Annotated in this window: 10 protein-coding genes; 8 read left to right on the top strand and 2 right to left on the bottom strand. The window is 42.1% G+C overall.

The window, feature by feature from the left end; translation table 11 throughout:
* Window positions 1–76: 76 nt before the first annotated feature.
* The 4 genes from E3D81_RS16740 to E3D81_RS16725 all read left to right on the top strand — a co-directional run bounded on the left by E3D81_RS16740 (window position 77) and on the right by E3D81_RS16725 (window position 6,939).
* On the top strand, window positions 77–1,171 hold the full coding sequence (locus tag E3D81_RS16740; RefSeq protein ID WP_134778301.1) for a FecR family protein: 1,095 nt from the start codon (window positions 77–79) through the stop codon (window positions 1,169–1,171).
* Window positions 1,172–1,355: 184 nt separating this feature from the next.
* Window positions 1,356–4,616: a SusC/RagA family TonB-linked outer membrane protein gene (locus tag E3D81_RS16735; protein ID WP_245153242.1), complete on the top strand. Its 3,261-nt coding sequence runs from the start codon at window positions 1,356–1,358 to the stop codon at window positions 4,614–4,616.
* Window positions 4,617–4,629: 13 nt separating this feature from the next.
* Window positions 4,630–6,210, top strand: a complete 1,581-nt coding sequence (locus tag E3D81_RS16730) for a SusD/RagB family nutrient-binding outer membrane lipoprotein (protein WP_134778300.1) — start codon at window positions 4,630–4,632, stop codon at window positions 6,208–6,210.
* A 201-nt stretch (window positions 6,211–6,411) separates the two neighbouring features.
* Complete coding sequence (locus E3D81_RS16725) at window positions 6,412–6,939, top strand: hypothetical protein (RefSeq protein ID WP_099365074.1); 528 nt, start codon at window positions 6,412–6,414, stop codon at window positions 6,937–6,939.
* Here the strand turns inward: E3D81_RS16725 and E3D81_RS16720 are convergent.
* Together E3D81_RS16720 and E3D81_RS16715 are read right to left on the bottom strand one after the other, a co-directional pair.
* Entirely contained in the window at window positions 6,936–8,150 is a 1,215-nt protein-coding gene (locus E3D81_RS16720) for a hypothetical protein (protein WP_134778299.1), read from the bottom strand. The genes E3D81_RS16725 and E3D81_RS16720 overlap by 4 nt on opposite strands.
* A gap of 14 nt (window positions 8,151–8,164) precedes the next feature.
* The gene (locus E3D81_RS16715; RefSeq protein WP_134778298.1) at window positions 8,165–8,761 is read right to left on the bottom strand and encodes a Crp/Fnr family transcriptional regulator; all 597 of its coding nucleotides are present in this window, start codon (window positions 8,759–8,761) and stop codon (window positions 8,165–8,167) included.
* Window positions 8,762–9,028: 267 nt separating this feature from the next.
* On the opposite strand from E3D81_RS16715, the gene E3D81_RS16710 reads away from it, so the two are divergent.
* The 4 genes from E3D81_RS16710 to E3D81_RS16695 are packed head-to-tail and all read left to right on the top strand — an operon-like array spanning window position 9,029 to window position 12,604.
* Complete coding sequence (locus E3D81_RS16710) at window positions 9,029–9,505, top strand: c-type cytochrome (RefSeq protein WP_099365151.1); 477 nt, start codon at window positions 9,029–9,031, stop codon at window positions 9,503–9,505.
* Between the two features lie 41 nt (window positions 9,506–9,546).
* Entirely contained in the window at window positions 9,547–11,535 is a 1,989-nt protein-coding gene (nosZ, locus tag E3D81_RS16705; protein WP_134778297.1) for a Sec-dependent nitrous-oxide reductase, read from the top strand.
* Between the two features lie 11 nt (window positions 11,536–11,546).
* Entirely contained in the window at window positions 11,547–12,131 is a 585-nt protein-coding gene (locus E3D81_RS16700) for a hypothetical protein (RefSeq protein WP_134778296.1), read from the top strand.
* 23 nt (window positions 12,132–12,154) lie between these two features.
* The gene (locus tag E3D81_RS16695) at window positions 12,155–12,604 is read left to right on the top strand and encodes a nitrous oxide reductase accessory protein NosL (protein ID WP_167554359.1); all 450 of its coding nucleotides are present in this window, start codon (window positions 12,155–12,157) and stop codon (window positions 12,602–12,604) included.
* The last annotated feature ends 2 nt before the right edge of the window (window positions 12,605–12,606 follow it).

Below are 12,606 nucleotides of genomic sequence, written 5' to 3'. Positions count from 1 at the left end.
GCCATGATAAAAAAACTTTAAATTTCTCTTAGGCAATACGATGCTTTTCCGGTACTATATAGTAAACGCCTAAAGAATGAAAGAACATAAATTTGTGGAGATCGAAGATTTCTTGATAGATCCTATTTTCCAGCAGTATTGTGGAGAAGAGAATGATCTTAGCATTCAATATTGGGAAAATTACCTGAAAAACAATCCCCACCAAGCGGAAACCATAGATAGGGCCAAACGCCTTTATCAGATATTAAGTGCCAACCGTAGACCAATCCAAAAACAGCTTCATCAATTTAAGCAAACAGTAACAGATAAAACCACATATCAAAAACCGACACCAATCATTAACTATTGGAAATGGGCATCCATAGCTGCTGTTCTCCTGGCGGTATTAAGTGTTGGTTATTATTTTCTAAATCTGGAAAAAGATGGGACAGTTTCTACTGCAGTCGTATTTAGTCAGCAAAACCTCAGCACTAAGAAAGGCGAGAAAAAGGAATTTACATTGCCCGATGGAACGGTTGTTAAATTAAATGCAGCGAGCCAATTGCAGCTTTCCGAAGATTTCAATCAACATGAACGTCGGGTAAAATTAATTGGTGAAGGTTTTTTTGAGGTGCAGAAGGATGCCGAAAAACCATTCCTGGTGGAAACGGAAGATTTTGATATTAAGGTATTAGGTACCGTATTCAATGTGAAAACCTATCCAGAAGCCAGTGAATCCGAAGCTTTTCTGTTGGAAGGGTTGATTGAGATGCACAGTAAAGGTAAAAATGGCAATGCCATTTTGATCAGACCGAATCAAAGGGTATCCATCCAACGGTCCTCCAAATTAATTCCGATGGAAGAGCAAAAGTTATCTTCCCCAAAACAGCAAGGTGCAAAAGAGATCGTCATCCATGAACTGGTGGAAGATCTTGCTGCGGAGGAGATCAACGACATTGCCTGGAAGAACGGGCGATTGGTGATGGCCGATCAAGATTTTGAAGAGGTAAAATATATGTTGGAAAGATGGTATGATGTGGAAATTGAATTGGCTGGTGAGAAAATCAAAGACTATCGTTTCACCGCCACCTTCAGCAACGAAAGTATTCAGGAAGCTTTAAAAGCATTGCAAGATGTTCAACCTTTTAATTTCAAGATTTATGGTAAGAAAATAACTATTTCAGAAAACTAAGAAAGGATAGTGCGCTAACACTATCCTTTGAATCGATTAAAGTAGGCAGCCACATCTGACCATGTGTCTGCCAAGTATAAAATTAACCAAGTACTAAAATATGATTAAAAATGACTTGTTGCAAGTGCATTCTAACCGGCGCTTGTACTTTAGATTCATTATCCGAATGAAACTAACCTTGATTATGATTTTATTGTTTCTGCTCAATGTGAAAGGGAATGTATATTCCCAGCAGAAAGTAACCCTCGATGTACAGAAAACAAAACTGAGCCGAATCCTCAAATTAATTGAGGATCAGAGCGACTATTACTTCGTTTTCAACCCGGGAATTAAGAATTTCTCCAAAGAAATGAGCCTTTCCGTGGAAAATGAACTGGTGTTGGACCTGCTGCCTCAACTGTTCAAAAAGAATGGATTGGCTTTCAGTGTCTCCGAATCGGGTTTGGTCGTTGTCAATCAGCAAAAACTGCAGACGGTAAAGGGTTTGGTAACAGATCTGGAAGGTCATCCATTGGCTGGAGCAACCATCCGCTTGAAAGGATCTTCCATTGCAAAAGCAACGGACCTGAACGGACAGTTTGAAATGGAGGCTACTTCAGGAGCTGTTTTGGTGATTTCCTATACCGGATTTACCTCTAAAGAGATTACTCTGGGTGCTGAGACCAACTTAAAAATTGAATTGGTTCCAGATCAGATGATGTTGAACGAAGTGGTGGTGACGGCATTGGGTATCACCCGCGAGAAAAGAACATTGGGTTATTCTGTAACCCAGGTAAACGGGGAAAGCCTGACCCAGGCTCGTGAAAACAACGTGGCAAACGCCTTGGTTGGTAAAGTTGCGGGATTGGATGTTACCTCTACCGCTGGTGGAGTGGGCTCGGCGACCAGTGTGATCATCCGGGGCGCATCCAGTTTAAGCCAAACCAATCAACCCTTATATGTAATCAATGGAGTGCCTATGGAGAACTCTCCATCCGGCATCATCAATACCAATCCGAATGGCAATAAAGGTAGCCAATGGGATAATGCACCGGATATGGGAGATGCCATCGGGAATATCAACCCCGATGATATTGAAAGCATTTCTGTACTGAAAGGCGCAGCGGCATCCGCATTATATGGCTCACGCGCAAAAGCGGGGGTAATTTTGATCACCACCAAGTCTGGCAAAGGATCTGGCATCGAGTTCAGCAGTAACTTCGTTCTGGAGCAAGTGATGGACCGCACGGATTGGCAATATGTGTATGGCCAGGGAACCAATGGAGAAAAACCGGCGGATGGCGCAGCAGCAGCCCAAGTTGGCGGATCAAGTTGGGGAGCCAGACTGGATGGTTCCAGTGTCCCGCAGTTTGATGGTATTTCCAGACCCTACATCGCCCAAAAAGACAATATTGAAAATTTCTATGACAATGGGCATACCTGGACCAATTCATTGGCCCTGAATAAATCCTTTGAAGGAGGAGCCTTGCGCTTGTCCATTAGTGACCTGAGGAATAAGTCCATCATGCCAAATTCAGGCTTGGATAGACAATCCTATAGTTTGACCGGCACTTTTGAACCCATCAACCGATTGAAGATAGATGCTCGGGCCAACTATATCATCGAAGATGCCAAAAACCGCCCGATGCTTTCCGATGGGGCAGGTAGTGCCAATTATAATGCGGTATTTTTACCAACCAGCGTGGATATCCGCGATCTGAAACCTTGGAAAACTGATGCAGGACAAGAAATACCTTATAATAAAGGAAACCCTTGGGATACCAATCCCTATTTCGCGGCCTATGAGATCGTGAATAATACCGACAGAAACCGTCTGATCAGTTCCCTTTCTGCCCGTTATACCCTGGCTAATGGACTGTTCATCCAAGGACGTGCAGGACAGGACTACTATACCAACAGTTATTTTAGTGTGTTCCCGGAAGGATTGGCCTATTCGGCGCCGAACAATCTTGTGTCACAAAAGATGCGTTTCTCCGATGTCAATGCGGATATGTTGATCGGTAAATCCTTCTCCTTGGCAGAAGATTTTGGCTTAACACCTAATATAGGTGCGAGTTACCGCAATACCAAATCAGACATCACCACCAACCAAGGTACGCGTTTCTTGGTTCCAGGTGTACATACCATTGTAGGCTTAAAGAATAAATCGGTTGCCTATGCAGAATCCGAGCAGGAAATGCAATCCGTTTATGGGACGATGGAATTGGCCTATAAAGATTACCTGTATTTAACAGGAAGTGTCCGGTCTGATTGGTTCTCTACCTTGGCTGCCCCTGGGTTGAACAATAAACTGAACGTGGTTTACCCATCTTTAAGTGGATCATTTGTATTCTCCGAATTATTGGAGTCCAACTCGATCAGTTTTGGGAAACTTCGTGCGGGATATGCGGTTGTAGGTCAAGCTACAGATCCCTATCAAACCGCGTTGACCTATAATTTCAAAAGCGAATCTTTAAACGGAGCGCCTCTTGGTCAGATCTCTTATGATTACATCCCAAATTCCAGTTTAAAACCTTCCAAAGCATCAGAGCTGGAAATCGGAACGGATATTCGTTTCTTTAATGATCGTTTAAGTCTGGACTTGACCTGGTATAAAAAACGCTCTGAAGATGAGATTATCCGGGTCACGATCCCTACTTCTGTGGGCTATGCCCAATCCGTTTTGAATTCCGGATCCATCGAAAACAAAGGTGTTGAAGCATTGATTACGGGGACTCCTATTAAGAACGACCAATTTTCGTGGACCAGTTCCTTGAACATGACCTTCAATGATAATAAAGTGATCTCTTTGGCAGATGGTTTGGATGAACAATTGGTAGCCACCTCCCGTTCAGGGGTTGGGTTCCTAAAGAATATTCCAGGAATGGCCATGGGACAGATCGTCGCCTTTGATTATGCTTATGATGATCAAGGACAGATCGTAAAAAATGCTGATGGAACGCCAAAACAGGGCGATTTGAAGGCTTTTGGGTCTGCCTATAACAAGTGGTTTGCCGGATGGAACAATGAATTCAGTTATAAAAATATAAACCTTGGATTTTTGATCGATGGTAAATTCGGAGGTAAATTATTCTCCGGAACAGATTACTTGGGTTATATCAAGGGATTGCACAAAGCAACCCTGGAAAACAGGGAAGAATTGGGCAACCTTGCACCAAAATTCTATGAGAATACCGCCAATAATGCTTCCCATTTATTTGTCAATGATGCTAGTTTCATCAAATTTAGGCAATTGACCTTAGGATATAGTTTTCCTGGAAAGTTGTTCAATGACCGGATCAAAGCATTGAATGTTAGTTTCGTGGGGAGGAACCTGTTTATTCTGATGAAGAAAACAGATAATATCGACCCTGAATCGAGTTACAATGCTACTTTCCCTGGTCTTGAGCTCGGAGGGATGCCTCCGGCAAGAACCTTCGGCCTTAACCTCAATGTTAAATTTTAATTCCTGAATGAAAATGAAAACGAAATCACTAAAAATAATGGGCCTAATCCTGTTTGCAGGTGCTGCGATATTCCAGAGCTGTACGAAGGATTTTGAACAGATAAATACGGATCCAGTGGCTTATGGTCCAACCAATTTCGATCCTAATTTTACCTTTAGCACCGCGCAATTGACCTATACCGGGAGTATAGATTTTGCATACGAAACCTGGCGGGCAAACCTAATCTATGCCGGGACGATGATGCAGGGACTATCTTCGGTGGTGAGTTATTGGGCAGGCGATAAATACCTCAATACCCCTTGGTATACTTCCGCTTATTGGGAAAGAGCTTATGCCGAACAGGTCAAGCCCATAGTCGATGTGGTGGAAGTCACCAAGACCAATCCAAAATATAAAAACCTACATCAGGTTGCGCGTATCTGGAAGGCGTTGGTCTTTGCCCGTTTGACAGATCTATATGGAGATATTCCCTATTCAGAGGCTGGACAAGGCTACTACATGAAAAACTTGTCCACAAAGTATGATAAGCAACAGGATATCTATATGGATATGCTCAAGGAACTGGAAGATGCGGTTTCTAAATTGGATGCAGCAGCTGATCAGGTAAGTGGCGATGTAATCTATGATGGCAATCTAGACAAATGGAAGCGTTTTGGAAACTCGCTGATCCTACGATTGGCCATGCGATTGACCAAAGTGGATGAGGCGACTGCCAAGGCATATGCAACCAAGGTCATCGGAAAAACCTTACAGGGCAATGGTGAAAATGCTTTTTTAAAGCATGATGAATCCGGTGCCCGTGTTACCCAGAATAGAAATAGTCAGGTATTATTGGGTGATGGTGGGCAAGAGCATTATTACGTAAAATGGTCCGATACCTTTATCAATGCACTCAAAAGCAAAAACGACCCGCGTATCAATGTTGCTGTGAGCAAGTTATGGATGAGCGATGGGGTGAAAGAGATGAACCCGAATTATGTAAGCGATCCGGCCCAACAAAAAGGAATGCCCAATGGTAAGGATTTGGGGAATAATCCAGCCTATCGAATTGGTTCACACCCTTCTTATACAACCATGCCAGATTACTCTTCCCCGCATCCGGGTATGATCAAAAGAAATGGAATAACGTTTATCCTAACCTATAGTGAATCGGAGCTCTTGTCTGCCGAAGCTTCCCAACGTTGGGGAATAGGTGCCGCGGCGAGCACCTACTATAAAAACGGCATAAAATCGGGAATTACCTTTCTCGGACAATATGATCCTGCCTTGGCGATTACCGATGCAGCGGCAGAAGCGTATGCCAATGCACATCCTTTAACCGAAGGACTAAAACAGATCGGCATACAGTATTGGGTGCATCAAAATACAGCCTTAAATTTTTATGAATCATGGGCAAATTGGCGCAGGACTGGATTTCCAGAACTGGTTCCGATCGTATACTCCACAAGCGATACACAGGGTCAGATCCCTAGACGCTTCCCATATCCCGTTTCTGAAGCTGCAAACTCCAATGCAGAATATTACAAAGCCGCTGGAGCCGCCATTCCAGGAGGGGATAACCTGACCGGTAGGGTCTGGTGGGATAAACAATAGAATAAGTTTAATAGTATAGGTGAATTAGGCGTTTTTTCCTTCTGGGAAAGGCGCCTTTTTTGGGTTTATAAGCATAGGGTTGCCTTGGAGGCATCGTATTCCATCTACAAATAGCTAAAATTCTTACCAATTAACTTTATTGAGTTTCGGCAAAATGTTAATATTGATCATTATTTAACAGATCATTTATTAACTCAAACAATGAAAAAAGGAATGAAATCTGCAGTAGCTATGCTGTTTTTTGCTATCTGCACCTTACAGGTTCATGCCCAAATGCAAAAACCTGCCTCCAATCAAACAGTAAAATCAACCAACAATGCCGGAATAACTACAGAAAATGCTGCGGAATTAAAAGCGGCTGCTGCAAAGGCAAAAGAAGAAGCTAAGATGATTAAAGCTGCTGAAAAAGCGGAAAAGAAAAGAATCAAGGCGGAAAAGGATGCGTTGAAGCGTTTAGAAAAGATAAAGAAGGAAGAGAAGAAAATAGCCAAAGCTAAGAGAGAGAAAGAAAAGGCTTTGAAAAATGTGGCCGATCTGGAGGAGAAATTAAGCAAAACCCACAAAAACATCGAGAAGATCGGAGAGAAATTGGAAAAATTAGACCGTAAAGGGGAAGTGCCTGATACGGAACAGGAAAAAGCGATGAATAAAATTTCGAAAGAAATGCTGAAGATCAAAAAATTAGAGCTTGAACTGGAAAAGGCCAGAAGGAAGGCCTATAAGCTTTAATTACTCAGTTGCTTTCTAAGTATCTGCAGCAGGCTGAGCACCATAATGCCCGATGCTAAAAACAGTCCTTCATGTGTGTAGGGATAGGCATGTCGAATCAGGCCGCCTATTCCCTGCAACATTAATAGGAATTCATTCAAAAAGATACCCAAAAGCAGTCCATAAATGCCGAGTTGAATATGTTTTCTGATCAGCAACAGACCTTTTTGAAAGGCATAGGCCAAAATAAATAGCGAAATGATCACCAAAAGGACGAGGTGAAGATAGGCAATAACAATAGGCCTAAAACCATAAACCAATTGGCTTAAGGATGGGATGATGGAAACGGCCTGCAAGACCAATTTCATACAAACCGCTAAGGCCACACAAGTCCAAATTACCCGTACTTCTTTTCCGATACCTGCCTCTCCCGGCTTAGCTTTTACTTTTATGGCCCGAATTATAAAGGAAAGCCATAAGAACAGTTGTACAATAACAGTTACAATCAATAGCCCGTATAACCAAGCCGGAAAACCTTTCCACCATAAAACGGAAAGAAAATAGGCCGGAACCACCGTTATACTATATATTAAGGCAAATCGTTCAGAGATGATGTTTTTTCCTACCCTTTCAGAAAGCCACTGATTGATCAAGGCAAAACAGCCAAAGAAAAACCAGCCATTATACTGAAAATGTAAATAGAAATACACAGAGGCCAATTGTTTCAAGGGATCCAGTTGATCGGTCACCTTCAGATAGACTAAAGCATAGGTGCCTATCGAACTGAGTACATGAAACAGCAGGGCGGCTTTTACAAGGATAATGATCGGTTTTGTTAGGCTACTTGATCGAAGATCCTTCCAGAGCATGTAACAAAATCCATAAGAAGCTAAGACTACCAAAAAGGAAAAGGCAATTGAAAAGAAGGCATATCCTGTGATTGAAAAAGCAATCAACATACAGAAGGAACTTAACAGGTTAAGCCATAAAACAGACTGGTATTTTTTAGGAACCTTATCGGTGGATCCTAAGCCAAGTACAGCTAGAACCAAAAAAACCATCAATGCTTGAGAAACCCAACCCGCAAAAGCAAAATGGGAATGCGCATGCATGATGTTTTTCTGATCGATCCAAGGCAAGGGAAAAAGAAATTTCATGCGCATCATAAAACCCCATAATCCTACGATCAAAAAATTGAATACACTCCATTGTATCCAATTTCTAAAACTCATATTACCCAAAGCTTTTAACATACAAAGACTTTCCCCCGCACGATATTCAACTTTTCTTCCTTTTCCATGATTTTCATGGTTCTTATGATGGTTTCCACCCTTAAGCCGGTCATGTTGGCCAATTGCTGTCGGGTCAACATTAAGCGGTTACATTCTGGGCAGATCAATCTCCTCTCCTCGTTCAACTTCTCTAATAATCCCGAGATGATTTCTTCTGGGCTATGGTTACAGATCAGTTTGGTAATAAAATGTTTAAATCGAAGATCCTTAGCAATCTGTTTGGTAATCATAAGCTGAATACTTCCATACTCATTTAATATCTCTAAAAATGCCGCGGTACTGATCTTTAAAATAGTGCAGCTGCTATCTGCAATGGCGGTAACCACATGCACTCCTTCGTCCAGAATGGCCACCTCCCCAAAACCCTCATTGGCACAAACGATTTTGTGTAGGACTTCTTTTCCATCCTCCAAAAAGTTACTGATCCGAACTCGACCACTCTCCAATTGGTAGTAATAATTGGAAGGACTGTTCTCCCGATAAATAATCTCCCCAGCGTTCCATTTTTTGCTGCTGGCTCCTTTTTCGATTAATAGTTCCACTGGGATCATAAATATCTTATTAGGTAAAATTCATATTAAGACAAATTTATCCACAATATGTCGTTCCCCTACTGACATTGGTCACCCCAAATAGTGATTAAAATCAATTTAATTCATAAGATATTGAAATAAAGACGATTGCGATATAAAAAACGAGATTTTGAAAGAAGCCAAATCCGTTTTATGATTCCACGCATAAAATCCTGGCGGAACTTGAGGATAACTTTGTGGAAAACAAAATACACAAACATTGTAAAAACAAAAACTAACGAAGCTATGAAAAAACTAATTGTATTCTGTTTGATGAGCTTGTTCATGTATGCATGTTCATCAAACAACAACGAGAAAAAAGAAGAGCGTACTTACGCCGAAGAGAGTGCTCCAGCAGCAAGTGATGCCAGTACATATGATCCACACCGAGGTGAAGGAAAGTTTGATAAAGTAGAAGTGGGCGAAAAACTGGACGTGTCTATGGCCAATGACGGAAAAGTGATTGCCGATCTGAAATGTGCTTCCTGCCATAAGATGACCGATGAGAAATTGGTAGGTCCAGGCTGGAAAGGCGTGTCAGAGCGTAGAAAACCAGAATGGATCATGAATTTCATCACGAATCCAGACGCCATGATCGATAAGGATCCGGAATTGCAGGCACAATTGGAAATATGTCTTGTGCGTATGCCTAATCAAAACCTGACCGATGACGATGCTCGCAAAATCTATGAATACATGCGCCAGAATGATGGTGTAAAATAATATCAAACGAGTGTTTTATTAACCTCAAAAATCATAAAACAATGGAATTAAAAAAATATTTATTAACAGGTTTAGCAGCCGCAACGCTGTTATCAACTTTCCAAGCCTGTAAGCCAAAAGGCGCAGGTGAAGCCGTGAGCGGTGGTGCTGCCGAGAAGGCATACGTTGCTCCTGGAAAATACGACGAATTCTACAATTTCGTTTCTGGAGGATTTAGTGGTCAGTTATCTGTCTACGGATTGCCTTCAGGTAGATTGCTTCGGGTAATTCCGGTTTTCTCCCTTGACCCTGAAAAAGGATGGGGTTTCAGTGAAGAAACAAAACCGATGTTGGAAACTTCACATGGTAATGTGCCATGGGATGATTTGCACCACGTGCAATTATCTAAAACAGATGGTGAATACGATGGTAAATGGGTATTTGTCAATGCAAACAACACCCCGCGTTTAGCGCGTGTGGATCTGACCACCTTCCGTACAGCGGAGATCTTAGAACTTCCAAACAGCGGTGGTAACCACTCCTCACCTTTCATTACAGAGAACACCGAATATGTGGTGGCTGGAACCCGCTTCTCCGTGCCTGTAGACGGAGAGTCTGGTGATGTGCCGATCAATACCTACAAACAAAACTTCCGTGGTACATTGAGTTTTGTGAGTGTGAATAAGGAGAATGGAAATATGGATTTAGCCTTCCAAATTGAAACACCAGGTGTCAATTACGACTTAAGTCGCGCTGGTAAAGGGGTTTCCCACGGTTGGTTCTTCTTCTCTACCTACAATACCGAACAGGCAAATACTTTATTAGAGGTAAATGCTTCCAAAAACGACAAAGACTTTGTCTTGGCGGTAAACTGGAAAAAAGCAGAAGAATACCTGAAAGCTGGAAAGGGTAAGAAAGTAACCGGATTGAAGTATGCCCACAATAAATACGACGAGAAATCGCATACCTCAAAAACCGAATTCAAAACAGAAACCATTGTGTTGAATGCCGAAGAGTTAGAAGGATTATGTTATTACATCCCATGTCCTAAATCTCCACACGGCGTGGATGTCGACCCTTCAGGTGAATACATCGTAGGTTCAGGAAAACTGGCCGCATTGATTCCGGTATTCTCTTTCAGCAAAATTCAAAAAGCGATCGAAGGGAAACAATTTGAAGGAAAATTTGGTGGTATTCCAATCATTAAATACGATGCTGCCTTGTATGGTGAAGTTGAAAAACCAGGTTTAGGACCATTGCACACCGAGTTTGACGGTAAAGGAAATGCGATTACTTCCTTCTTCGTTTCTTCTGAATTGGTGAAATGGAACATCAAAGACTTAAAAGTACTTGACCGCGTTCCTACCTATTACTCTACTGGACACTTAATGATCCCAGGTGGTGATACCAAGAGCCCAGACGGAAAATACGTAGTGGCATATAACAAGATTACAAAAGACCGTTTCTTGCCAACTGGACCAGAACTATCTCAAAGTGCGCAGATCTTCGACATCTCTGGTGATAAGATGCAACTGATCCTTGACTTCCCAACCATTGGTGAGCCGCACTATGCACAAGCGATCCGCGCAGAAAAGGTGAAGGATAAGAGTGTGAAAATCTTCAAGATCGAAGAAAACACCAACCCTTATGCTACCAAAGGTGAAAAAGATGCACGCGTAGAACGTAAAGGAAATCAGGTACATGTGTATTTAACATCCATCCGTTCTCACTTTGCTCCAGACAATATCGAAGGTGTACAATTGGGCGATGAGGTTTACTTCCACGTTACCAACATCGAACAGGATTGGGATATGCCGCATGGTTTTGCAGTGAAAGGTGCCAGAAATGGTGAGCTGTTGATCATGCCAGGTGAAACCCAAACATTGAAATGGGTGCCGGATCGTATAGGCGTGTTCCCATTCTATTGTACAGACTTCTGTAGTGCGTTGCACCAAGAAATGCAGGGATATATCCGCATCTCTAAGAAAGGAAGCAATGTGCCTATTTCTTACAGTGTTGGAACAAACTTACCTAAAGAAGGTACTAACTAAACACCATAAAGATGGAAACTACAAACAAAATGTCAGCCTTACACAGAGTTTTATTGGTTCTTTGTAGCCTGGCTTTAGTAGCCGTCATCTTCCTTCCTATTTGGCGTATTGAGCTGGATGCAGCTCAATACCCCGAAGGGTTGGAATTGCAGATATACAGCCATAAACTGGCCGGTCAAGTGGAGATCATCAACGGTCTTAACCACTATATCGGTATGAAAACCTTGCATGCAGACGATTTCGTTGAATTTACCGTGCTGCCCTATATCATTGGTTTTTTTGCCTTGGCCTTTTTAGCCGTAGGATTGGCCAATAAGCCAAAATGGGTGTATGTACTGTTCGGAGCTTTCCTGCTTTTTGGAATCGTAGCGATGGTCGATTTCTACATTTGGGAATACGATTATGGTCACAACCTTGACCCCAACGCTCCGATCAAAGTGCCGGGAATGGCCTATCAGCCACCATTGATTGGTTACAAACAACTTTTAAATTTCGGGGCATATTCCATTCCTGATATTGGCGGTTGGATTTTTATAGGATGCGGGATCCTGTTAGCCTACTGCGCTGTTCAAGAATGGCGGAAAGCCAAACAATAATCAAAAAAACAAACTCGATAATCATGAAAAATTTTAGAATAATATGTATTTGCCTGAGCAGTTTGATGCTCATGATGTTAGGATTGCAAGCTTGTCAAGGAAACAATGGACCAAAACCGATCAAATACGGGACTGATCAATGTGCATATTGTAAGATGACCGTCAGCGATCAACGGTTTGGAACCCAATTGCAAACCAAAAAAGGAAGGGTATATAATTTTGATGATGTATCCTGTATGGTAGCCTATGTGAAAGAGAGTAAGGTGAAGAAGGAAGAGGTGGCCAGTTATTACCTGCCGGATTATACCAATAATAAATTGATGCCTGCAGAAAAAATGTTCTACCTCAAAAGCGAGGAATTGAAAAGTCCAATGCGTGGTAATGTCGCTGCATTTGGCAACAAAGCAGATTTAGAGAAAACGAAAGCATCCTTGGGAGGAAAGATCCTTACATGGGATGATTTGTGGAAATAATC

The organism is Sphingobacterium sp. CZ-2, assembly GCF_004526235.1.
Lineage (GTDB): Bacteria > Bacteroidota > Bacteroidia > Sphingobacteriales > Sphingobacteriaceae > Sphingobacterium > Sphingobacterium tenebrionis.
This window is presented reverse-complemented; position numbering and strand designations above follow the sequence as displayed.

What these genes read in the sequence shown, in the direction of transcription:
- E3D81_RS16740 (WP_134778301.1), top strand. Translation starts at nt 77, where the DNA reads ATGAAAGAACATAAATTTGTGGAGATCGAAGATTTCTTGATAGATCCT.
- E3D81_RS16735 (WP_245153242.1), top strand. Translation starts at nt 1,356, where the DNA reads ATGATTTTATTGTTTCTGCTCAATGTGAAAGGGAATGTATATTCCCAG.
- E3D81_RS16730 (WP_134778300.1), top strand. Translation starts at nt 4,630, where the DNA reads ATGAAAACGAAATCACTAAAAATAATGGGCCTAATCCTGTTTGCAGGT.
- E3D81_RS16725 (WP_099365074.1), top strand. Translation starts at nt 6,412, where the DNA reads ATGAAAAAAGGAATGAAATCTGCAGTAGCTATGCTGTTTTTTGCTATC.
- E3D81_RS16720 (WP_134778299.1), bottom strand. Translation starts at nt 8,150, where the DNA reads ATGAGTTTTAGAAATTGGATACAATGGAGTGTATTCAATTTTTTGATC.
- E3D81_RS16715 (WP_134778298.1), bottom strand. Translation starts at nt 8,761, where the DNA reads ATGATCCCAGTGGAACTATTAATCGAAAAAGGAGCCAGCAGCAAAAAA.
- E3D81_RS16710 (WP_099365151.1), top strand. Translation starts at nt 9,029, where the DNA reads ATGAAAAAACTAATTGTATTCTGTTTGATGAGCTTGTTCATGTATGCA.
- nosZ (WP_134778297.1), top strand. Translation starts at nt 9,547, where the DNA reads ATGGAATTAAAAAAATATTTATTAACAGGTTTAGCAGCCGCAACGCTG.
- E3D81_RS16700 (WP_134778296.1), top strand. Translation starts at nt 11,547, where the DNA reads ATGGAAACTACAAACAAAATGTCAGCCTTACACAGAGTTTTATTGGTT.
- E3D81_RS16695 (WP_167554359.1), top strand. Translation starts at nt 12,155, where the DNA reads ATGAAAAATTTTAGAATAATATGTATTTGCCTGAGCAGTTTGATGCTC.